Consider the following 20,563-nt stretch of genomic DNA (forward strand, 5'->3'; position numbering starts at 1 on the left):
TGCTTGCGCCCGAAACTGATTCCGAAGCTTCGAAAGGACCGCCGAGATGGCATTCGTCACCGTTGGAACCGAGAACAGCACCGATATCGACCTCTACTACGAAGACCACGGGAGCGGCCAGCCCGTTGTCCTGATCCACGGCTACCCGCTGGACGGATCCTCCTGGGAAAAGCAGACCGCCGCCCTTCTGGAGGCCGGCTACCGCGTGATCACCTACGACCGCCGCGGCTTCGGCAAGTCCAGCAAGGCCGCCAGCGGCTACGACTACGACACCTTCGCCGCGGACCTCAAAACCCTGCTGGAAACCCTGGACCTCAACAACACGGTGCTGGTGGGCTTTTCCATGGGCACCGGCGAGGTTGCCCGCTACCTGAGCACCTACGGCTCCGCCCGGGTTGCCCGCGCAGCGTTCTTCGGATCCCTGGAACCCTTCGTCCTGAAAACCGAAGACAACCCCGACGGCGTCCCGCAGGACGTCTTTGACGGGCTCACCGGAGCAGTCACCGCAGACCGGTACGCGTTCTTCACGGAATTCTTCAAGAACTTCTACAACGCGGACACGTACCTGGGCACGCCGCGGCTCAGCCAGGAAGTCCTGGACGCCAGCTGGAAACTGGCCGCCGGCGCAGGTGCCACCGCATCAGTCGCCGCGCAGCCCACCTGGCTGACCGATTTCCGCGGCGACATCCCCAAGATCGATGTCCCCGCGCTGATTATCCACGGCACCGAGGACAACATCCTCCCCATCGACGTCACTGGCCGACGGTTCGCCAAAGCCCTGCCGTCGGCGGAGTATGTGGAGATCGATGGCGCCCCGCACGGCCTGCTGTGGACACACGCCGCGGAAGTCAACGAAGCCCTGCTCGCCTTCCTGAGCAAGCAGACCGGATAACAAAAAGAGTGGAAGGGCCAGGCGTTTCGCCTGGCCCTTCCACTCTTTAGAGGCTTAGTCAGCTCAAGCCCTGGCAGCCTTGCCCGGCAGCGCCAGCTTGAAGACCTTCGCCCAGGACGATCCCACCTGCTTCAGCAGCGGACCTGTGGTGTACTTCAGGCCGTAGCGCTGGCAGATCTCGCGGACGCGCGGGGCAACCTCGGCGTACCGGTTGGACGGCAGGTCCGGGAAGAGGTGGTGCTCGATCTGGTGCGACAGGTTGCCGGTCATCAGGTGCATGAACTTGGACCCGGAGATGTTGGCGGAGCCGATCATCTGGCGGACGTACCAGTCACCGCGGGTTTCGCCTTCCACCATTTCCTCGGTGAAGGTGTCAGTGCCTTCCGGGAAGTGGCCGCAGAAGATCACGGCGTGCGCCCACACGTTGCGGACGGCGTTGGCGGTCAGGGTGCCGTAGAGCGCCTGCTTGCCGGAACCGGTGAGCATGGCGACGGCGGGAGTGGCGGCGTAGTCCTTGGTGAACTGGGTGACCACCTTGCGGCCCAGGGCCTTGAGGTCCTTGATGAGCGCTTCCTTGGACTTCTTGCCTGCCTGGTACTCGGCAAGCTCGAGGTCGTAGATGGCGATGCCCCATTCGAAGAGCGGGGAAAGGATGGCGTTGTAGAGCGGGTTGCCCAGGTTGTGGGGCTGCCACGGCTGGTCCTCGTCCATGCGCAGGAGGTTGTACCCGACGTCGTTGTCCTTGCCCACCACGTTGGTCCAGCGGTGGTGGAGGTCGTTGTGCGTGTGCTGCCAGGCGCGCGACGGGGTGACGAAGTCCCACTCCCAGGTGGTGGAGTGGATGTCCGGGTCCCGCATCCAGTCCCACTGCCCGTGCAGGATGTTGTGGCCGAGTTCCATGTTTTCCAGGATCTTGGCGAGGCTCAGCAGCGTGGTGCCGGTGACCCAGGCTGCCTTGTTCTTGCTGACCAGCAGTGCCGCGCGGCCGGAGATCTCCAGCCCGCGCTGGATCTTGATCATGCGGCGGATGTAGGCGGCGTCGGTGGCGCCGCGTTTGGCCAGGATTTCGTCGCGGATCGCGTCGAGTTCGCGGCCCAGCTCAGCTACCTGTTCGTCGGTAAGGTGCGCTGCGGCAGGCGGGCGGACCAGGGGGCTGCCGGACTCGGCCAGCGCTCCGGGGCGCCTCTTTGCCGCTCCGGTGGGGGCGGTGCTGCTTGCGGAGACTTTCTTGTTTTCTGAAACTACTGACATGCGGTATTGCTCCTCAGAGTTCGAGGTTGACGGGTCCGGCGGCTGCCGAGACACACGTTTGGATTAGTTGGCCGGGTTCGCCGTGGACCTCGTTGGTGCGAAGGTCACGGACCTGTCCGGCCAGGAGCGGAGTCAGGCAACTGTGGCAGATTCCCATCCGGCAGCCGCTGGGCATCAGCACCCCGGCGTCCTCGCCGACGTCGAGCAGCGGGGTGTCGCCGTCGGCGTCAACTTCCCGGTCCGACGCCTCAAAGGTGACCAGGCCGCCGTCGTGCCCCACACCCCCGGCGAAGGTGGTGTTGAACCGCTCAATCATCAGGTTGCCGGGATCGCCGGCGAGCGCAACATCGGTGCCGGGGGCGCCGGCGGTGAGGGACGCCTGCTTCCACAGGGCCTCGGCGTCGTCCAGGAAACTGTCCGGACCGCACGCGTAGGCGGCCCGTTCCTTCCAGTCCGGGCAGATCTCATCGAGCTCGGCCGTGTTGGTCAGGTCCATCCGGCCCTGTTCGCCGGTGTACCAGTGGGCCAGCCGGAAGTTGGGGAACTGGTCAGCCAGTTCGGCGAGTTCCTCGCGGAAGAGGCTGTCACCGGGCGTGCGGGCAGAATGCACCAGCACGACGTCGGCATCCGGGCGGCGGGGAACAAGGGTGCGGATCATGGACATCACGGGAGTGATGCCGCTGCCGGCGGTGACCATCAGGAGCGGCCTGGGGTGCTCGGGCAGGACGAAGTCGCCTTGCGGGGGTGCCAGGAAAAGCACGTCGCCCGGTTTGGTGGTCCGGACCAGGGTCCCGGAAACAGCGCCGACATCGGTGACGGTGATGGCGGGGTCCTTGCCGGCGGGGGCGCTCAGCGAGTAGGAGCGCCAGTGGCGGACGCCGTCCAGCTCAACGCCGATGCGCGCCCACTGGCCGGCCAGGTGCGAATGCCAGCCGCGGCCGGGACGGAAGAAGATGGTGGCCGACTGCGCCGTTTCCTGGACCACACGGGTCACCACTCCACGCAGCTGGCGCGCGGAGAAGACAGGGTTGAAGAGCGCCAGAATATCTTCCGGTGCCAATGGCGTGGTCAGTACGGAAGCCGCCTGTGCCAGCTGACGTAGCCGGATCATGCAGTAAAACCTAAAGCGGCGCGAGCCATATTTCTCTCTCCTGACCGTTCCGCAGTCACGCAGTCACGCAGTATTAATGGGACACTCAGCCCCCCAAAGCCCGCTACAAGCCTAACGGCTCCGGCTTGTGGATGGTTCCCGGGTTCAGCGGACGTCGCGTTCCTGGAATTCCTCGTCCAGGTCCTCGTGCCTGAACTCCGTCTCCGGGTTCGGTTCGCCCTCGGCCACGTACTCATAGTCCAGTTGACGCTGCACCTGGCTGTCCAGAACCTGGAGGTCCCGGTCCGCAACGGTGGAAAGATCTTCCGGGAACTCGTCTTCCGGGGTCAGGTGTAGCTTTTCGGACATGGTGAGCCTCTCTAGGCCGTGACGAATAGCCGGGCCTTCATGGCCCGCACCTTCTCAAGGATATTCCCTTCCGGGCGGATCACCCAGCGGATTTTGCGCCCGATCAGGAACGGGCCGGGGTCCAGCCGACGGCGGGCGCAATGTACCGGGCGATGTTTCCCAGCATTTTGGCATTGAAGTCAACGCCCAGCTGGTTGGGCACTGTCACCAGCAGCGTGTCCGCGGCCTGGACAGCGGCGTCGGCCGCCAGCTGTTCGGCCAGGGCATCCGGCGCGCCGGCATAGGTTTTGCCGAAGCGTGCCGTCAGGCCGTCGATGACGCCCACCTGGTCCCGGCTGTCCCGCAGCGCGCTGCCCGCGAAATACCCACTGTCCTCGTCGTCCACGATCGGCAGGATGCTCCGGCTGACGGAGACACGCGGCTGGTGGCTGTGCCCTGCCGCGGCCCAGGCCTCCCGGAAAAGTTGGATTTGCTCCGCCTGCAGCTGGTCGAAGGGCACGCCGGTGTCTTCGGTCAGCAGGGTAGAGCTCATCAGGTTCATGCCCAGTCCGGCCGCCCACACGGCGGTGTTACGGCTTCCGGCGCCCCACCAGATCCGCTCCGTGAGGCCGGGCGACTGCGGCTGGACCGGCAACAGGCCGATGGCTCCGCCAGCGTAGCGCGGGTCCGCCTCGGCCACTCCGGCGCCGCTAATGGCGTGCCGGAACTGGGCTGTGTGCCGGCGGGCCATGTCTGCGTCGGTCTCATCTTCTACCGGTTTGTGGCCGAAGGCGGCGGCTCCGTTCCGGGCGGGCTCGGGTGAACCACGGCTGATGCCCAGCTGCAGCCTGCCGCCGCTGATCAGGTCCGTGGCCGCGGCTTCCTCGGCCATATACAGCGGATTTTCGTAGCGCATGTCGATCACGCCGGTGCCGATCTCAATGCGGCTGGTCCGGGCGGCGATGGCTGCCAGCAGCGGGAAGGGGGACGCCTGCTGGCGGGCGAAGTGGTGCACACGGAAGAAAGCGCCGTCGATGCCGAGTTCCTCGGCCGCCACCGCCAGCTCAATGCCCTGGCGCAGGGCCTCGCCGGCGGTTCTGGTGCGGGAGCCCTGGCCGGGGCCCCAGTGGCCGAAGGAAAGGAATCCGATGCGTCGCATGTTTGGCCCAACCACCCCGCGGCCGGCCGCATTCCCGGCTGGCATGATGGGTCTGTGAGTATTCCTGCTGAAACCGTGGCCATCGGCAAAACGACTGTGCTGTTCGTCCTGGCCGCTGCCGCCGAGATCGGCGGCGCGTGGCTCGTGTGGCAGTCCGTCCGCGAGGGCAAGGACTGGTGGTGGGCGGGGTTGGGTGTCATCGCCCTGGGCCTCTACGGTTTTGTGGCCACCCTCCAGCCCGATGCCCATTTCGGCCGGATCCTGGCCGCCTACGGCGGGGTGTTTGTGGCCGGCTCGCTGGCGTGGGGAATGATCTTCGACGGTTTCCGGCCGGACCGGTGGGACATCGCGGGCTCCGTCATCTGCCTGGTGGGGGTGGCTGTGATCATGTTTGCGCCGAGGAACGCGGGCTGAGGCGGGGTATCTCACAGCGCTCGGAAACGCCCAATACCGGTAGCCAGCGCCCCCAATCAAGAGCACAATTGATCCATCGTTTGGATGGATGTGGATGGTGATCAGCGATGGCCATGACAATCGTGGTGGGGTCCACCCTTCTTCTGCTCCTTGGCTTGCTGGTGGTGCTGCTGTGGGGAGGCCGGAGCATCCGCGAGCCGTCCAGCGCACGGCCCCACCGTTCCATGGGTACCACGGAGCAGGACTTCAGGACTGACATCAAGCTGCACGCGCTGCGCCGGTTTCTCTGGTGGGCCAACGTCATAACCTTTTCCGCCCTGGTTTCAGCGTTGCTTGCCGCCTGGCCGGGCGGCCGGCTGGTCATGCGCATCTTGGCGGACACATCCCCTGCTTTGGCGCAGGGCCGGCTGACCGAAGCCCAGGCCATCGTGGGGTTTCCGAGCCTTGGGGGGACCATTGCCCTGCTGTTCTTTGGAGCCCTGCCCGCCGGCTTCTTGGCGGCGATCCTGTTTCCCCTCGTGCGCCGCTGGCTCCCACGCGGACGCCTCGCCGGACCGCTGTTCGGTTTGCTCCTCCTCGTGTGGGTGGGGTCCTTGATGGATCCCCTGCGCCCGGACAACATCGATTTCAACATCGTTGGGCCCGGCTGGCTGTCGGTGGCACTGTATGCCGGACTTGCCCTCCTTCACGGCGCCGTAGTCGCTGCCGCGGCGGGTTGGTGGAGTGGGCGCCTTCCGCTGTGGCGCAATGGAGCACTCAAATACTATGTTCCGTTGCTGGCCGGCGCCGTCCTGTTTCCGCCGTTCGCAGTCCTCGTCGTCGTTGGGTCCCTCCTCTTGTTCCTCTGGCTCAGCGTCATTCCGGTTTCCCAGCTGAGGTCCGAGCGACCCCGCCGGACAATGCCGGCTTGGTTGGGTGCCGGGGCGATAGTGCTGATCAGCGCCGCTGCGCTTCCCGTCTTCATCAGCGCGGTGGTTTCCATCTCGTCCCGGGTGGGCTGATTCAGCCGCGGAGGCTCAGAACATGGGCAGCAGGAAGCCGGCAATGAACGCCGCGGCACCGATCCCGGTGAGCACCCGGCCAAGCACGACGGCGGTCCGCCCCACCGCTTCGGGCGCTGCGGTCTGCCACTGTGTGGGGCGCTTGGGGTGGTAGTAGATCGGCAGGGTTTCGCCGACGGCCAGGTCCTTGATGTCGTGGGGTGACATCGGGGCGTGGTGGACCTGGTACTTGCGGTCAAACCAGCGGAAGCCCGTTCCGGTCGCGTCCGCATAGACCACCGCTTCCGCAACGTTCCAGGGGTGCACAAACCGCCGGAGGATGCCCGAGTAGAACAGCAGGGCAAGCCCCGGCGGAAGGCACAGCCAGGTCATCACTTCCAGGATGGGACCTGCCATTTCAAGCGCAGTGGGCATAGTCAAGATGCTACCGGGAGTTGCGCCCCCAACGCGCCCCCGCCCGGCGGAATCAGCCGATGGGCTCGGCCATCTGCTCCACCACGTACCGGGCATCCACGGTGGACCCGGTTACGGGGTCTGCCATCTCCACTTTCCAGCTGCGGGCGAACTGGTTCACGCCGCTGGTCATGGCCACCGTGCCGGAAATGAGGACCGTCCCCGGCTCATTCAGGCCGCGCCCGGTCAGCACCTCCAGCCAGTAGTCCGGGGTGAGCAGGGCTTCCAGCGAGCTGTCCTGGATCAGCGTGTCCGCGGTATCACCCTGGCCCACCCAGCCCTTCAGCGTGATCTGGTCCAGGTGGTCTCGCACGTCGTCCAGCCGCCACGCCTTGCGGCCCAGGACATCCGGGCTGGCATTCTTGCTCCAGGCCACCCCATGGACCTCAAGCTCGCGGTCCGTGTGGTCGCACGCGACCGTCAGCAGCACGCCGTCGTCCGTGATGACCAGCGCCCATTCGGCTTCACCGGAGGTCCGGGCATGCTGCACGCGGACTTCGGAAACCTGCTGCGCCAGGTACGGCGAGACCGGGTAGAGCGCCGGCGTGGTGGTGGGGCCCGGAACGCCCAGTTCAGCCAGTTCGGCAATGTGGGCCTGCACTTCCTCCTGCTCCCGCCCTGCATAACCGGCGTTCAGGAGGTGCTTGACCTGGACTGTCCGGGTGCTGCCGTCGGGAAGTTCGAAGCTCAGAGTCGTCATGTTCTGTCCATCCTTTGCGTGTCCTGCTGGAGAAATTTACAAACTGGAAACCGGAAACGGTGGCCAACGTACATCCAGTATGCGTAATGTATACATTTAACGCCAGCGTGACAGGCGTCACCCGTAAACATCTCGTGGAGGACAACACCATGGCCAACGTCCCAGTTCCGGCTTCCGGCGCAGCGCCGCGCCCGGACAAGCCGATTCACCCCAAGGGCCTGTACAAGGCCTTTGCCGCCAGCCTCACCGGCACCGCCCTCGAGTGGTACGACTTCGCCGTCTACTCGGCCGCGGCCGCCGTCGTATTTCCCCTCGTCTTCTTCCCGTCATCCGATCCCCTGACCGGCACCATACTGGCCTTCTCCACGTACGCGGTGGGCTATGTGTCCCGGCCTGTCGGCGGCATCATCTTCGGCCGGCTCGGTGACCGGATCGGCCGCAAGAAGGTGCTGGTGACCACCCTGATGATCATCGGCGTGGCCACCGTTCTGATCGGCGTGCTCCCCGGCTACGACAGCATCGGCATCAGCGCGCCGATCATCCTGGTGCTGCTGCGCTTCGCCCAGGGCGTGGGAGTCGGCGGCGAATGGGGCGGCGCCGTGCTGCTCTCCAGCGAATACGGCGATCCCCACCGGCGCGGGTTCTGGGCCTCTGCGGCCCAAGTGGGCCCGCCCGCCGGCAACCTGATGGCCAATGGCGCCCTGGCTGTCCTGACCCTCGCCCTGACCGAGGAACAGTTCATCGGTTTCGGCTGGCGCATCGCGTTCCTGGTCTCGGCCGTGCTGGTCGGTTTCGGCCTCTGGATCCGCCTGAAGCTGGAAGATACCCCCATCTTCAAGGCCATCGAAGCCCACGGCGAACAGCCCAACGCCCCCGTCCGCGAGGTCTTCAGCAAGGAGCTCCGGCCTCTCATTGCCGCCACGCTGTGCCGGGTGGGCCCGGACGTGCTGTACGCCCTGTTCACCGTTTTCACCCTCACCTACGGCATCCAGTCCCTCGGCTACGACCGCAGCCAGGTGCTCACGGCGGTCCTGATCGGCTCCGCGTTCCAGCTCTTCATGATTCCGCTGGCCGGCGCCGTGTCCGACCGCTTCAACCGCCGTCTGGTCTACGGCACCGCGGCTGTGGTGGGCGCCGTGTGGACGTTCGTCTTCTTCGGCGTCCTGGGCGCCGACAACGAGCCGATGCTCATTGCCGGCATTGTGCTGGGCCTCATGGCGCACTCGTTTATGTACGGCCCGCAGGCTGCCTTCATCGTGGAGCAGTTCTCACCGCGGCTCCGGTCCACCGGCAGCTCTTTGGCCTACACCTTCGCCGGTGTGATCGGCGGCGCCATCGCCCCGCTGATGTTCACGTTGCTGCTGGCGCAGTTCGGCACGTGGATTCCGGTGGCCATCTACGTGGCAGTCGCTGCAGGCGTCACCGCCGTAGGCTTGGCCCTCGGCCGCGATTCCAACACTGTGGAGGACGAGGACTACCGCCTGCTGCTGGAAGGATCCGCACTGGAGCGCCAGCAGGCGGTCACCGGCAAAGGCCACTGACGGACTGGAGCTTTAGGAGCGGAGCAGGATATCCCGGGTGACAGCCAGGTGATGGTCAATGGCCTCCTGCGCCTTCGCGGAGTCGCCGGACACCAGGGCATCGAGGATGTCCTGGTGTTCGGCGCACACCTGTCCGCGCCGGTCTCCGGTGCGGAACAGGGCAGCAACGCCCACCAGGATCTGCCGGACGTGGAGCTTGCTGTACGTTCGGGAGATGAGCTCATTGCCCGCGGCGTCGATCAGAAGCTGATGGAAGAGGGTGTCCAGCCGGATGAACTCCTGCGCAGCCTCCGCATTCAGCTCCTCGGGAAGCTGGGCCTGCTGGTCCAGGGTGTCCTGCATCGTCTTCGCAGGAACGCGGCGCTGTTCGATAACCAGGCGGGCGGCATAGCTTTCCAGCACACCCCGGAGTTCCATCAGCTCCGACATTTCGCGGCCCGTCACAGGCGGAACATAGGCCCCGCGCTGCGGAATCAGTTCCACCAGGCCGTCGGAGACGAGCAGCAGGAGCGCCTCCCGGACCGGAGTTCGCGAGACGCCGATCTCGGCGGCCAGTTCCTGCTCGTTCAGGAACTTCCCCTGCACCTCCGGGTCAACCAGGATGTTTTCGCGCAGATACGCGTACGCCTTCTCGCGGCCGGACGCCGCCGTCCCCGAACTTTTTCGCATACATTATGTATACAACAGACTGGAGTAATTTCATGCGTTTAGCAGTGGCCCAAATCATCACCGGTGCCGATCTGGCCGCCAACCTGGAGCTCATCCGAGACTACTCCACGCGGGCCAAAGCCGCCGGAGCGGAGCTCGTGGTGTTCCCGGAAGCCGCGATGCGCGCCTTCGGCAACAGCCTGAAGGACATTGCCGAGCCGCTGGACGGGCCATGGGCCGCCGCCGTCCGCAGCATTGCCCAAGAGCTGGACATCACGGTCGTGGCGGGCATGTTCACCCCGGGCGACGGCGGCCGCGTGCGGAACACCCTGCTGGTCACCGGCCCCGGCGTCGAGACCTCCTACGACAAAATCCACCTCTTTGATGCATTCGGTTTCGCCGAGTCCGACACCGTGGACGCCGGAACAGCCCCCGTGACCTTCGAAGTGAATGGCACCACCTTCGGCCTGGCCACCTGCTACGACGTCCGGTTCCCGGCACTGTTCACGGCCAATGCCAAAGCCGGCGCCGAAGTCAACATCATTTGCGCCTCGTGGGGTGCCGGCGAGGGTAAGACTGAACAGTGGGACCTCCTGGTCCGTGCCCGCGCGCTGGACAGCACCACCTTCGTGGTGGCCTGCGGACAGGGCGATCCGGTCAGCGTCGGTATCACCTCCGCGGGCAAAGCTCCCACCGGCGTCGGCCACAGCGCCGTCATCTCTCCCCTAGGTTCTGCCCTGGTGGCCCTGGGCGGCGAACCGGAACTCGCCGTCGTCGACATTGACCCGGCCGTCGTTTCCGAGGTCCGCGGCAAACTTCCCGTGCTGGCCAACGCCCGGACCTTCTGACCACGACTGGAGGCCCTCGCCGAGCGGCCCCTCCCGCGGGGGCCGCCAGCGGTGAGGCGCCGTTCACTTTCAGGAAACGTTGCCGTTTTCAGCGTCCGACGGCGGCTTCTCACCACGTGCGCGGACCGGCGCCCGCCGTTGCTGGCATCAGAGCCACCGGGCTTCCCGTCCCGGCGCCGGTCAACAGGTCCCGTTTACATGCCGGAAACATCACGGTCATCCGATCTTCACGAACGAGGCTTTGCCGTAACGTGTCCGCAACTTAGCGAAGCACAAACGGAAACACTCGGCGACAACTATTGATCGGGGGAATTGCGCGGGCCACGTAGGAAAAGTCCCCGTATTCAGGATCAATGAAAGGGACCCACCGGTGGAGATCAGTGCACAACACGTCTGGATGATGATCGCGGCGGCAATGGTGCTGCTTATGACACCCGGACTCGGCCTCTTCTACGGCGGCATGACGCGCGCCAAGGCAGCACTGAACATGATCATGATGAGCTTCATCTCCGCCGGCATCGTGGGAGTGGTGTGGGTCCTGTGGGGCTACTCCATGACCACCGGCGAAGGAATCCTGGGCATCTTCGGCAACCCGTTCGCCAACTTCGGGCTGCAGAACCTCATGGGCTCCCCCGACCTCATCAAAGCAGGCTTCAGCGCCACCTTCGCCATCATCACGGTGGCCCTCATCAGCGGGGCCATCGCGGACCGCGCCAAGTTCAGCGCCTGGGCAGTGTTTGTGCCGCTGTGGATCACGCTGGTCTATTGCCCCCTCGCCTACATGATCTGGGGCGGCGGGCTGATGAGCGCCGGCGGGGCCATCACCGAGACCTTCGGCCAGGTCATCGACTTCGCTGGCGGCGCAGTGGTGGAAATCAGCTCCGGCACGGCGGCCCTGGTCCTGGCCCTGGTGGTTGGCCAGCGCCACGGCTTCGCCAAGGATCCCAGCCACCGCCCGCACAACGTCCCCTTCATCATGCTCGGCGCGGCCATCCTGTGGTTCGGCTGGTTCGGGTTCAACGGCGGCGCCGCCACCACCGCGGAGCAGGCCGGCCTGATCTGGATCAACACCCTGGTGGCCCCGGCCGCGGCCATGCTCAGCTGGCTGCTGACGGAGAAGATCCGCCACGGCCACCCCACGTCCCTGGGCGCAGCCTCCGGTGTGGTTGCCGGCCTGGTGGCCATCACACCGTCCTGCGCCAACATCAGCCCAGTGGCCGCCATCGGCCTGGGCCTGGTGGCCGGTGCGGCCTGCTGTGTGTTTGTTGACCTGAAGTACCGGTTCGGGCTGGACGACTCCCTGGACGTGGTGGGCGTCCACCTCGGCGCCGGGCTCATCGGCACACTCGCCCTGGGCTTCGTCGCCCTCCCCTTGGACGGCCAGGGCGGCGGCCTCTTCTACGGCGGCGGATTCCAGCAGCTGACGGCCCAGGCCGTCGCGGTAGTGATCACCGTGGTTCTCTCCGGCGGCGTGACCCTGGTGATCGGCCGGGCCATCAACAGGACCATCGGATTCCGGGTGAGCCACGAGGCCGAGATGGCCGGGGTGGATCTCTCCGAGCATGCCGAGACGGCCTACGCCTTCGGCGGGCTGGGGAGCCAGTTCAACCCGATGGGCCACCGGCCGCCGGCACCTGCCGCCTCTGCTGCTCCCGCCCCCGCCAAGGAAGACACGTTCGCCTAGGAGCGCTCAGCCTTCATCGCACAGCAGGTGATACCAGTTGTCGGCAAGGACCTCGAGCGCATGGTCGCGGTTTGGTTCATACTTGCGGCGCGTCCAGAGCGTGGCAACGTAGTCGAGCGCGGTGAAGGCGAGGGTTCCCCGGATGTGGTGTGTCTCGGCCGGGAAACGGCCTGCCAGCTGCATGCCCCGCACGAGGTCGGAGATGACCTCCTCATGCCAGCCCTCCAGCATGGCCCGCACCTCACGGTCGACCGCTGCGGCCTCGTCGAGGACGTCCAGGTAGGGCCGGAAGACCGGCCAAAGAACCGCGCGCGACTCAAGCCAGGCGAGGATGCCGGACAGCTCGCCTTCACGCACGACGTCGACCAGCTCGGCCGCGGTGGTGCCTTGGCCGGGGGCGTCCGCGCGCTCCAGCACGCCGTTCACGCGCGCCATGAAGTCGCGCATCAGGCCGCTGCGCGACGGGTAATACGCATAAAAGGTTGCCCGGGTGGTTCCGGCCGCCGCGGCAACCTCATCGATCGTCGTAGCGGCGTAGCCCTTCTCGGTGAACAGCTCAAGCGCCCGCTCGACAATCACGTCGCGGGTCAGCTGTTTTTGGGCTTCTCGCAGCGACGACATAACACCATCCTAACGGTGGCGTGTGGCGGTTTGGCGCGCGCGGCGCAAAGCTGCGCGGGAACCGGCGGCCTGGGATGCCACCGCGAAAAGCGCGCCGGACACATCAGACGCTCGCCGGCGCGGTCCGCTGGAGGGCGCCCGGACCGGCGTTGGCCAGACGGCGCAGTTTGGGGATCGGGATCCGGTAGTTGATCGCCGCGGCGGTGCCGGAACCGTCCCGGTTGTCCCAGCGCAGCAGCACCGCGTCCGCCCCTTCGCCCGGCTCGCAGTAGTCGGGAGTCCCGACGACTGGAGTGAAACCCACCGATTTGAGCGACAGGCCGAAGCCCTCCGTCCAGAAGTACGGCTGGAAGTCGAGTTCGGGCGCCGCGTCCCCCGTGAGCAGGCCGACGGAAGCGATCTTGGCCTGGTCGATGGCGCTCGTCCACAGGGGCACACGTTCCACCCCGCGGCGGGTGGGGAAAGAGGCCACGTCGCCGGCGGCGACGATGTCCGGCCGGACGCGTCCGCGCGAGTCGACACGCAACTGCCCATCGACGAGGAGGTTCGAGCCGGCCAGCCAGCCGGTGTTCGGCTCGTCGCCGATGGCGGTGACCACGAGGTCCGCCCCCAGCTCGGTGCCGTCGGCCAGGACCACTGTTGCCCGGTCGCCGTGATCGACAAGGCGGGCCTTCCCGCCGCCAACCACGCGCAGCCCGCGCCCGATGGCGGCGGAAGTGAAGATGCCGGCCAGATGCCCGCCAAGCTGGCGCGAAAGGGGCTGAACGTCGGAGACGAGGGTGACCTCGCAACCCACGTGCAGGCAACCGGACGCGACCTCCATGCCCAGCGGACCGCCACCGATCACGATGACCGAGGGGCGCGATGCGACGCGCTGTTTCAGCGCAATTGCGTCCTCGATCGTGCGGAGGGTGAGCTCCACGGGGGAACCGTCGCGAGGCTCCATGGCGAGGCGTTTCGCCCGGGACCCGGAGGCGATGACCAGGCCGTCGTACGGAAGGTCCCCGCCGTCGTCGAGCCTTACCACCCGGGCTTCGATGTCCAGGCCCACGGCGCCGACGCCGAGCAGCTCGCTCGCCTCGTGCGTCGGCGCCGGCAGCTGGTGGGCTGTCAGTCCCGCGTCGCTGGTCCCGTCCTTGCCGTTCCCGTCGACGCCGTGCAGCAGCGCCTTGGACAGGGCGGGGCGGCTGTAGGGGTGGTGGCGCTCGGCGCCCACCACCGTCAGCTCGCCGTCGAACCCGGCAGAGCGCAGCGAGTCGCAGGCCGTGAGCCCGGCGATGCCGTTGCCGACGACGACAATCCGGCGCATTGTCATGCCGCCTCCAGCCGCAGCGCGGCGACCGGGCACACCCGGACCGCTGCCTTCGCGGCCTCAAGTGCGGCACCGTCCACCTCCGGGACATCGATCACCAGTTCGCCGTCGTCATCCAGGTGCATCAGCGAAGGTGCGGCCTCCTCGCACAGGCCGTGCCCTTCGCAGCGCGGCCGGTCCAGTCCGATCCTCATGCTGCCACCACCTTGGCGACCAGGAGCCTCTCGTGGCTGCGGGTGATGTTGCTGGGCTCGCGAACCTCGTCGGAGATCGTCAGGGTCTGTACCCTGCGGGCAAGCGCCTCGATGATCGCATGGGCTTCAAGTTTCGCGAGGCCCTGGCCGGCGCAGCCGTGCGGACCGTAGCCGAAGGAGAGGTGGTCCACCGGGTTGCGCGTGATGTCGAACGTGTCGGGGTACTCGTAATGCCTCGGGTCCCGGTTGCCGGCCCCAAAGAGGATGCCCACCTGGGCGCCTGCAGGAATCGTCACTCCGTCGATTTCGACGTCGCGCGTTGCCTTGCGGCCCCAGATGTGGACCGGTGCGTAATAACGCAGCACTTCGGCGAAAGCTGCGGGGACGAGCTCCGGGTTCTCCCGCACCAGCTGGAACTGCTCGGGGTGGTGGCCGAACAGCGCAATGATGTTCCCGATCGAGGCAATGGTCGTGTCGACGCCGGCTCCGAGGTACTGGTGGATGATGTGCCCGGCGGAGCCCTTGGGAATGTCTCCCCGGGTCTCGGCGTCGAAGATTCCGCGGCCGATTGAGCCAGGGGTGAGGTCTTCGGCAGTGACCGAGGAGCACCAGCCGTAGAGCTCGCCGGCGATCGGGAAGCTCTCCTGCGTGCGCTGGTTCAGCGGGCCGATGACCTGCATGGCGGCCTGGCCCCAGCGCAGCATGTTGTCCTTGACGTGTCCCTCGAACCCAATGAGGTCAGCGACGATCTCGATCGGGAAGGCCCGGGCGAGGGAATCGATGGCCTCGAAGCTGCCGCTGGCGGCGAGCTCGGCGACGAGCTTGTCGGCCTTTTCGTCAATGGTGACCTTCAGGCCGCGGAGCGCGCGGGGGGTGAGGTTCTGCGACAGCGTGGCGCGCAGCTGCGTGTGGACCGGCGGGTCGGAGGCAAGGGACGTGCCCTGCAGCGCCTCGTTCACCATGGGGTTGAAGCCGATGCTCGTGGACGAGAAGGCCTCCGGATCACCGAGGGCGTCGCGGATGGCGTCGTAGCGGGTCAGGACGTACAGGTCGTTCTTGGGAAGGTGGACGACGGCGGCTTGCTCGCGGAGCGCTGCGTACGTGGGGTAGGGGTCGACGAGGATGTCGTCATCCCAGATGTCGATGTCTGATTCGACGGGTGCAGTCACGGTGTTCTCCTTGCGGCTTGAAAATGGTTCGGTGAAGTTTGGTGGAAGGAGGGCCGCAGCCTAGACAACAGCCCCGGCGTTTTCTTCAGTGGTTTCGGCGACGGCATCGGTCATGGGCGCCGAGGAACGTGCGGAGATGAAGAGGGTAAGAATGGCGGAGAGGATCGCCGCGATACCCGCGGTGAGGTACACCGCCTGGAATCCCTGGCCCAGCGAGGTCCCGGCCACGCCCTGGATCTGCGGCTGTGCGGCGCTGAGGGCCTGGACCATGCCGTCGACCGCAGGGGCGGGTGCGCCGCCGGCTACTGCCTGGCCGGAGAGCTGGGCGATGATCCCGTCCCAGCCGGCGAGGAAGCCCAGCGGCGGCACGTTGGCCAGCCCGTTGACGGCTTCAGCGGGCAGTCCCGCTCCGCCGAGGATGCCGGCCAGGGGACCCGCGAAGGCCGTGGCTCCGATGCCGAAGGCGATGGCTGAGCCGATCACGGGGCCGAGGGCGAAGCCGAGGTCGCGCAGGAGGTTCGTCGTGGCCGAGGCCATGCCGATCTGCTGGGGCGGGACGGTGTTGATGGCAACAGCGGTGACGGAGCCGACGGTGAGGGCGAAGCCGATACCCAGCACCAGGAGCGGCGGGATGAAGGCCGTCCACGGGGTGCCGCCGAAGGCCTCCGGGGTGCCGAGGGCGAAGGTTGAGAGCCAGAAACCAGAGACGGCCATGAGCGCGAAGCCTGCGGTGAGTACCCAGCGCGGAGCCACGTGGTGAATGAGCCATCCGACAACCGGGATGAAGGCGAAGGCGGGACCCTGGATGAAGACGAAGAGCACACCGACCTTCCAGGTCTCGGCAAGGGCGAGCCCGCTGACGGCGACGCTGGTGCTAAAGCAGATCGCGAGGAAGGCGAACATGCCCGTGACCGCCACGATGCCGGTGATCGAGTAGGCGCTGTTCTTGAATAGCGACAGGTGGATCAGTGGCTCCGCGGTGCGTGACTCGATGATGACGAAGGCAACAAGCAGGATGACACCGATGACGTAGCTGGCAATCACCTGGGCGCTGCCGAAGCCGGCATCCACCGCTGTCACCGTGGCGTAGAGAACGGCGATAAGGCCGAGGGCGAGCGTAATCTGGCCGGGCATGTCCAGCTTGCGCCCCTCGGCCGCCGCCGAGTCCTTGGCCCGGAGCGCGACGATGAGAACGAGCACGGCAATGGCGGCCGCAACCAGGTAGGCCGCCCGCCAGCCGCTAAACGCGTTCGGTGCGCCGGGAGCTACGCCCGGCACCGTAAAGAACTGCGCCGTGAAGCCGGCGAGCACTGGGGAGATCACGGCGCCGAGGGACAGGAATCCTGCCCACGTGGCGATGACCTTCGCCCGTGCGCGGTGGTCCGGGGTGATCGCCGCGATCATGGACAGCGAGATGGGGAACAGGATGCCCGCCCCGATGCCGCCGACCGCCTGCGCGAAGATCATCATTTCGGTGGTCTGCGCCAGCGCGGCCAGCACGGAACCGACAACACTGACTGCAGCGCCGGCATAGAGCAGCTTCTTGCGTCCGAACATGTCACCCAGGAGGCCCCAGCTGAGCTCGAACACCACGATGCCCATCAGGAACATGCCCGCAATCCAGGTCAGGCCAGCACCCGAGGTGTGGAATTCCACCGCAAACGTGCCGCTGAGGGCACCTGGCAGGGCGTTGGTGATCTGGGCCAAAGTGACCGCGCTGTAGGCGGCCACGAATGTGGCTCGTACCGAGCCGCGGCTCGGTACCGAAATGGTCTGACTCATCGATGAAACTCCTTCGTTTCTGCGTAGATGTGGCGCTCCCCACAGTCTGATGCCAATCTTTGCATGATGTCAAGAGTTCTGACTGCGAGATGTTTTCATAAACGTTTCGATGGCTAATAGCCATACATGCAGATTATTTCCTTGACACCATGTAAAGAAACATGTGATGCTGGCTACACCGCAAGGGGGCGACGGAGCAGTCAAACTCTGCGGCGCCCCCGCATCAGCACCCGATCTTCATAGGGAGAAGCCAAGTGAGCCACACCACACCCGTCGCTACCGGTGACGCGTTCCATGCCCCGGCCGGGCAAACCGTCAACACGGTCCTGGGTCCCGTCCCTGCTTCTGAACTGGGCGTTGTCGCGGTCCATGAGGCATTGTTGTCGGTGCTCCCGGGCGCCCAGTACGCACCCGACATCTCCATGGACCGGGCGGAGATCTTCGAGGCCCTGGCCGCGAAGCTCACGGACTTCCGCGAGCACGGCGGCCAGACGATCGTCGACAGCACCGGTATGTTCCACGGCCGCGACCTCAAGCTCTACGAGGCACTGTCCCGCTCCACCGGCGTCCACATCGTCGCCTCAACAGGCCTCGGCCCGGAGGAAGAACTCGGCGGGTACTTCCTGACGCCGCAGACCAACCCGCCCACGCCGTGGCCGGCCGAAAAGTTCGGCGATCTCTTCGGCAAAGAGATCACTGAGGGGATGGTGGTCCCCCGCGTCGAGCGCCGCGCCGCCGCTGGCATCGTCGCCACCATGGCCGACCGCGCCGGTATGACTCCGACCGAGGAAAGCCTGTTCCGCGGCTCCGCCCGCGCCGCCAAGAACACCGGCGTTCCGGTCTCCATCCGCTTCGGCGCGGACGCATTGCATGACCTGGACATCGTCCTGGACGAGCAGATCGGGGCCGACCGGGTGCTCGTCGGCGACCTCGACCGCCGGGACGCCAAGGACTCCGCCGTCGAGGTGGCCGGCCGCGGGGCCTTCGTAGGCATCGACCATGTGGGACTCAACGACCACGCCGACTACGTCACCGACCAGGAGCGCGCCGACCTGGTGCTGGAGCTGGTCAAGGCCGGACACGCCGACAAGATCATCCTGTCGGGCAACTCGATCGGCGTGGCAAAGGGTCTGCCGGAGTACCACCTGCCCTACAGCCACGTCCTGACCACGTTTGTGCCTTTCCTCAAGTCCCGCGGCCTGAGCGAAGAAGACGCCCGGCGCATCCTCGTGGACAACCCCCGCAACCTGCTGACCGTGCGCTAAGTACGCGTACCGCCCACATACATCAAGCTTTCGAAACCCTGAGGTGAACGAATGACCAAGGTCAACACCGTGCTGGGAACCATCCCGGCCGAAGAACTGGAAATCGTGGCGGTCCACGAACACATCGGCTACGGCATGCCCGGGTCCGAACTGGACACCAAATGGTGGAAGACGCCGGAACAGGCGTACGAGGAAACCGTGCCGAAACTGCGGAAGTTCCGCGAATACGGCGGCGGCACCTTCGTTGATGCCACAGGCATCTGCAACGGCCGGGATGTTGACTACTACAAATCCCTGTCCCAGAAGACGGGCGTGCACATCGTGGCCTGCACCGGCTTCGTCGGCGGCGACACCGCACTTCCGCATTTCTCCCGCGCCACCGTGGACTACCTCGCGAAGGTCTTCATCCACGAAATCACGGTTGGCATCGGCAACACCGGCGCCAAGGCCGGCGTTATCAAGGTCGGCGTAAGCCGCGGCGGACGCATGACGGACTTGGACAAGCGTATCTACCGCGCCGCGGCCCGCGCCGCCGTCGTTACCGGTGCGCCGATCCTGACCCACCTCGCCATCGATCCCGAACCGGCAGTGACGATCTTCAACGAAGAGGGCCTGTCGCTGGACCGCGTGCTTTTCGGCCACGCCGACGACGGCCTGAACGCTCCGATCACCCCGCACGACTGGATCTACGAGCAGGGCGGCCGGATCGGCTTCGACACCTTCGGCTACGACCTTGAGCTGCCGGATCCGCCGTTCTGGGGGCGCAAGCGCGCCGAACGCATGGAGCACTTCGTCAACCTGGTGAACAAAGGCTACGCGGACAAGCTCCTCGTCTCGGCCGACGCAAACTGCAGCCCGCTGGGCTGGCCGGGTGTGAAGGGCCACACCATCAACTACATCTTCGAGGACATGATCCCCGACATGCGCGCGGCCGGCATCGACGACGCCACACTCAAACTCCTGCTCGAGGACAACCCGGCCGACTTCCTGTCGCTGACCGCCTGACCCCGGATAGACCACCACAACTTGCCCGTCTCCCAGGCGCGTCCTGGGCTCCAGAAAGAGACTTATTCAATGAAGGCTGAAGACATCAAGAACCTCAACATCGCCATCGTCGGCGCGGGGTACGGCGGCGCAGCGGCGGCCAAGGCCCTGAGCCTGCTCGGCGCGACCGTCAACGTGTACGAGCAGGCATCCCAGATGCGGGAGGTCGGCGCCGGCATCGGGCTGCGTCCTGCCACGATGGACCGGTTCAGCAAGTGGGGAATCTTCGACGCGATCGCGAAAGTAAGCTCACCCAGCGACTACTTCGAGATCCTCACGGCCACCGGTGAGCCGATCATGAAGGACAGCTGGCCGGAGTTCGGCGACGAGAAGCAGACCTACCTCATCCACCGCGGCGACTTCATCGAGGCGCTGCTGGGCGTGCTTCCCGAGGGCATGGTGCACCTCGGCCACAAGCTGGAGACGATTGAGGACAAGGGCGGCCGCTCCGTGCTGACCTTCACCAACGGCAAAACGGTCGAGGCCGACCTCGTAGTGGGTGCCGACGGCATCAAGTCGGCGGTGCGCGAGCAGCTCTTCAGTGACAAGGGCCCCGTATTCTCCGGCGAGCACGCCTACCGCGTGGTGATCTCCGCGGACGATGCCCACGGCATGGTGGTGGATGACAACCTGCGGATGTACATGGGCAGGGGCACGAAGGTCTACCTGCTGCCGCTGCGCCACCGCAACCAGATGTCCTTCGATATCACAGCCCTGAACCCGGACGGCACCTGGGCGCCCATCGTCTCGAAGGAAGACCTCGTGGACACCGTGGAGGGCTTCGACGAGCGGATCATCAACATCGCCCGCGGCCTCGACATGGATGCGGTTAACATCCGCGCTGTCTACGACATCGACCCCGTTGACACCTGGCACACAGACTCCGTGGTCCTCATGGGCGATGCGGCGCACTCGATGCTGCACCACCAGGGCCAGGGCGCCAACTCGGCCATCGAGGACGCCGGCGCCCTCGCCGATGCCCTCGCCCAGGCCGGCTCCGTCAAGGAGGCATTGGCACTGTTCCAGGCAACCCGCAAGCCGGTCACTGACGAGCTGCAGCGCATCTCGCGCCAAGGCTGGACAGAGGACGAGGTCAATGACGTCTTCCCCGGCCAGAAGCCCGCGGCCGCGGCGAAGGCCTGAACGC

21 protein-coding genes are annotated in these 20,563 nt (G+C 66.2%); 9 read left to right on the forward strand and 12 right to left on the reverse strand.

The window, feature by feature from the left end; all coding sequences use genetic code 11:
* Positions 1–46: 46 nt before the first annotated feature.
* Positions 47–892 carry an alpha/beta fold hydrolase gene (locus tag AC3IT0_RS18630; RefSeq protein ID WP_489321144.1) on the forward strand — a complete coding sequence of 282 codons (846 nt, stop codon included), beginning with the start codon at positions 47–49 and terminating at the stop codon, positions 890–892.
* Between the two features lie 63 nt (positions 893–955).
* Here the strand turns inward: AC3IT0_RS18630 and AC3IT0_RS18635 are convergent, their stop codons facing one another.
* The 4 genes from AC3IT0_RS18635 to AC3IT0_RS18650 form a co-directional block, all read right to left on the reverse strand.
* Entirely contained in the window at positions 956–2,143 is a 1,188-nt protein-coding gene (locus AC3IT0_RS18635; protein WP_489321145.1) for a fatty acid desaturase family protein, read from the reverse strand.
* Positions 2,144–2,156: 13 nt separating this feature from the next.
* The gene (locus AC3IT0_RS18640) at positions 2,157–3,254 is read right to left on the reverse strand and encodes a ferredoxin reductase (RefSeq protein ID WP_489321146.1); all 1,098 of its coding nucleotides are present in this window, start codon (positions 3,252–3,254) and stop codon (positions 2,157–2,159) included.
* A 144-nt stretch (positions 3,255–3,398) separates the two neighbouring features.
* Complete coding sequence (locus AC3IT0_RS18645; RefSeq protein ID WP_489321147.1) at positions 3,399–3,602, reverse strand: hypothetical protein; 204 nt, start codon at positions 3,600–3,602, stop codon at positions 3,399–3,401.
* 103 nt (positions 3,603–3,705) lie between these two features.
* Positions 3,706–4,740: an LLM class flavin-dependent oxidoreductase gene (locus tag AC3IT0_RS18650; RefSeq protein ID WP_489323843.1), complete on the reverse strand. Its 1,035-nt coding sequence runs from the start codon at positions 4,738–4,740 to the stop codon at positions 3,706–3,708.
* A gap of 75 nt (positions 4,741–4,815) precedes the next feature.
* Here AC3IT0_RS18650 and AC3IT0_RS18655 point away from each other — a divergent pair, with 75 nt between their 5' ends.
* Both AC3IT0_RS18655 and AC3IT0_RS18660 read left to right on the forward strand, forming a co-directional pair.
* On the forward strand, positions 4,816–5,154 hold the full coding sequence (locus AC3IT0_RS18655; RefSeq protein WP_489323844.1) for a YnfA family protein: 339 nt from the start codon (positions 4,816–4,818) through the stop codon (positions 5,152–5,154).
* A 107-nt stretch (positions 5,155–5,261) separates the two neighbouring features.
* Positions 5,262–6,155 (forward strand): hypothetical protein, encoded by an 894-nt coding sequence (locus AC3IT0_RS18660; RefSeq protein ID WP_489321148.1) that lies wholly within the window; start codon positions 5,262–5,264, stop codon positions 6,153–6,155.
* Positions 6,156–6,170: 15 nt separating this feature from the next.
* Here AC3IT0_RS18660 and AC3IT0_RS18665 read toward each other — a convergent pair whose 3' ends face one another.
* Positions 6,171–6,569, reverse strand: coding sequence for a hypothetical protein (locus AC3IT0_RS18665; RefSeq protein ID WP_489321149.1), 399 nt, complete (start codon positions 6,567–6,569; stop codon positions 6,171–6,173).
* Between the two features lie 52 nt (positions 6,570–6,621).
* Positions 6,622–7,308 (reverse strand): DUF2848 domain-containing protein, encoded by a 687-nt coding sequence (locus AC3IT0_RS18670; RefSeq protein WP_489321150.1) that lies wholly within the window; start codon positions 7,306–7,308, stop codon positions 6,622–6,624.
* Between the two features lie 149 nt (positions 7,309–7,457).
* Between AC3IT0_RS18670 and AC3IT0_RS18675 the strand changes: the two genes are divergently transcribed.
* Positions 7,458–8,849, forward strand: coding sequence for an MFS transporter (locus AC3IT0_RS18675; RefSeq protein ID WP_489323845.1), 1,392 nt, complete (start codon positions 7,458–7,460; stop codon positions 8,847–8,849).
* A 12-nt stretch (positions 8,850–8,861) separates the two neighbouring features.
* On the opposite strand, the gene AC3IT0_RS18680 is transcribed toward AC3IT0_RS18675, so the two are convergent.
* On the reverse strand, positions 8,862–9,518 hold the full coding sequence (locus tag AC3IT0_RS18680; protein WP_489321151.1) for a GntR family transcriptional regulator: 657 nt from the start codon (positions 9,516–9,518) through the stop codon (positions 8,862–8,864).
* 32 nt (positions 9,519–9,550) lie between these two features.
* On the opposite strand from AC3IT0_RS18680, the gene AC3IT0_RS18685 reads away from it, so the two are divergent.
* Both AC3IT0_RS18685 and AC3IT0_RS18690 read left to right on the forward strand, forming a co-directional pair.
* Positions 9,551–10,345: a carbon-nitrogen hydrolase family protein gene (locus AC3IT0_RS18685; protein WP_489321152.1), complete on the forward strand. Its 795-nt coding sequence runs from the start codon at positions 9,551–9,553 to the stop codon at positions 10,343–10,345.
* A 370-nt stretch (positions 10,346–10,715) separates the two neighbouring features.
* Positions 10,716–12,029: an ammonium transporter gene (locus AC3IT0_RS18690; RefSeq protein ID WP_489321153.1), complete on the forward strand. Its 1,314-nt coding sequence runs from the start codon at positions 10,716–10,718 to the stop codon at positions 12,027–12,029.
* A 6-nt stretch (positions 12,030–12,035) separates the two neighbouring features.
* On the opposite strand, the gene AC3IT0_RS18695 is transcribed toward AC3IT0_RS18690, so the two are convergent.
* The 5 genes from AC3IT0_RS18695 to AC3IT0_RS18715 all read right to left on the reverse strand — a co-directional run bounded on the left by AC3IT0_RS18695 (position 12,036) and on the right by AC3IT0_RS18715 (position 17,107).
* Positions 12,036–12,650, reverse strand: coding sequence for a TetR/AcrR family transcriptional regulator (locus AC3IT0_RS18695; RefSeq protein WP_489321154.1), 615 nt, complete (start codon positions 12,648–12,650; stop codon positions 12,036–12,038).
* A 103-nt stretch (positions 12,651–12,753) separates the two neighbouring features.
* Positions 12,754–13,965, reverse strand: coding sequence for an NAD(P)/FAD-dependent oxidoreductase (locus tag AC3IT0_RS18700; RefSeq protein WP_489321155.1), 1,212 nt, complete (start codon positions 13,963–13,965; stop codon positions 12,754–12,756).
* A complete protein-coding gene (locus tag AC3IT0_RS18705) occupies positions 13,962–14,156 on the reverse strand; it encodes a ferredoxin (protein ID WP_489321156.1) in 195 nt (64 codons plus the stop codon). Before AC3IT0_RS18705 ends, AC3IT0_RS18700 begins: the two co-directional genes overlap by 4 nt.
* Positions 14,153–15,325: a cytochrome P450 gene (locus AC3IT0_RS18710; protein WP_489321157.1), complete on the reverse strand. Its 1,173-nt coding sequence runs from the start codon at positions 15,323–15,325 to the stop codon at positions 14,153–14,155. Before AC3IT0_RS18710 ends, AC3IT0_RS18705 begins: the two co-directional genes overlap by 4 nt.
* A gap of 60 nt (positions 15,326–15,385) precedes the next feature.
* Positions 15,386–17,107, reverse strand: a complete 1,722-nt coding sequence (locus tag AC3IT0_RS18715) for an MFS transporter (protein ID WP_489321158.1) — start codon at positions 17,105–17,107, stop codon at positions 15,386–15,388.
* 254 nt (positions 17,108–17,361) lie between these two features.
* On the opposite strand from AC3IT0_RS18715, the gene AC3IT0_RS18720 reads away from it, so the two are divergent.
* From AC3IT0_RS18720 to AC3IT0_RS18730, 3 genes are all read left to right on the forward strand, one after another.
* Complete coding sequence (locus tag AC3IT0_RS18720; protein ID WP_489321159.1) at positions 17,362–18,372, forward strand: phosphotriesterase family protein; 1,011 nt, start codon at positions 17,362–17,364, stop codon at positions 18,370–18,372.
* 51 nt (positions 18,373–18,423) lie between these two features.
* Positions 18,424–19,377: a phosphotriesterase family protein gene (locus AC3IT0_RS18725; RefSeq protein ID WP_489321160.1), complete on the forward strand. Its 954-nt coding sequence runs from the start codon at positions 18,424–18,426 to the stop codon at positions 19,375–19,377.
* Positions 19,378–19,446: 69 nt separating this feature from the next.
* Positions 19,447–20,559: an FAD-dependent monooxygenase gene (locus AC3IT0_RS18730; RefSeq protein WP_489321161.1), complete on the forward strand. Its 1,113-nt coding sequence runs from the start codon at positions 19,447–19,449 to the stop codon at positions 20,557–20,559.
* Positions 20,560–20,563 lie beyond the last annotated feature (4 nt).

This window comes from Pseudarthrobacter sp. KH_020_B, assembly GCF_057840185.1.

Excerpts from the sequence above, each read along its gene's own strand:
- AC3IT0_RS18630 (WP_489321144.1), top strand. The coding sequence starts at position 47 with ATGGCATTCGTCACCGTTGGAACCGAGAACAGCACCGATATCGACCTC.
- AC3IT0_RS18635 (WP_489321145.1), bottom strand. The coding sequence starts at position 2,143 with ATGTCAGTAGTTTCAGAAAACAAGAAAGTCTCCGCAAGCAGCACCGCC.
- AC3IT0_RS18640 (WP_489321146.1), bottom strand. The coding sequence starts at position 3,254 with ATGATCCGGCTACGTCAGCTGGCACAGGCGGCTTCCGTACTGACCACG.
- AC3IT0_RS18645 (WP_489321147.1), bottom strand. The coding sequence starts at position 3,602 with ATGTCCGAAAAGCTACACCTGACCCCGGAAGACGAGTTCCCGGAAGAT.
- AC3IT0_RS18650 (WP_489323843.1), bottom strand. The coding sequence starts at position 4,740 with ATGCGACGCATCGGATTCCTTTCCTTCGGCCACTGGGGCCCCGGCCAG.
- AC3IT0_RS18660 (WP_489321148.1), top strand. The coding sequence starts at position 5,262 with ATGGCCATGACAATCGTGGTGGGGTCCACCCTTCTTCTGCTCCTTGGC.
- AC3IT0_RS18665 (WP_489321149.1), bottom strand. The coding sequence starts at position 6,569 with ATGCCCACTGCGCTTGAAATGGCAGGTCCCATCCTGGAAGTGATGACC.
- AC3IT0_RS18670 (WP_489321150.1), bottom strand. The coding sequence starts at position 7,308 with ATGACGACTCTGAGCTTCGAACTTCCCGACGGCAGCACCCGGACAGTC.
- AC3IT0_RS18675 (WP_489323845.1), top strand. The coding sequence starts at position 7,458 with ATGGCCAACGTCCCAGTTCCGGCTTCCGGCGCAGCGCCGCGCCCGGAC.
- AC3IT0_RS18680 (WP_489321151.1), bottom strand. The coding sequence starts at position 9,518 with ATGCGAAAAAGTTCGGGGACGGCGGCGTCCGGCCGCGAGAAGGCGTAC.
- AC3IT0_RS18685 (WP_489321152.1), top strand. The coding sequence starts at position 9,551 with ATGCGTTTAGCAGTGGCCCAAATCATCACCGGTGCCGATCTGGCCGCC.
- AC3IT0_RS18695 (WP_489321154.1), bottom strand. The coding sequence starts at position 12,650 with ATGTCGTCGCTGCGAGAAGCCCAAAAACAGCTGACCCGCGACGTGATT.
- AC3IT0_RS18700 (WP_489321155.1), bottom strand. The coding sequence starts at position 13,965 with ATGACAATGCGCCGGATTGTCGTCGTCGGCAACGGCATCGCCGGGCTC.
- AC3IT0_RS18705 (WP_489321156.1), bottom strand. The coding sequence starts at position 14,156 with ATGAGGATCGGACTGGACCGGCCGCGCTGCGAAGGGCACGGCCTGTGC.
- AC3IT0_RS18715 (WP_489321158.1), bottom strand. The coding sequence starts at position 17,107 with ATGAGTCAGACCATTTCGGTACCGAGCCGCGGCTCGGTACGAGCCACA.
- AC3IT0_RS18725 (WP_489321160.1), top strand. The coding sequence starts at position 18,424 with ATGACCAAGGTCAACACCGTGCTGGGAACCATCCCGGCCGAAGAACTG.
- AC3IT0_RS18730 (WP_489321161.1), top strand. The coding sequence starts at position 19,447 with ATGAAGGCTGAAGACATCAAGAACCTCAACATCGCCATCGTCGGCGCG.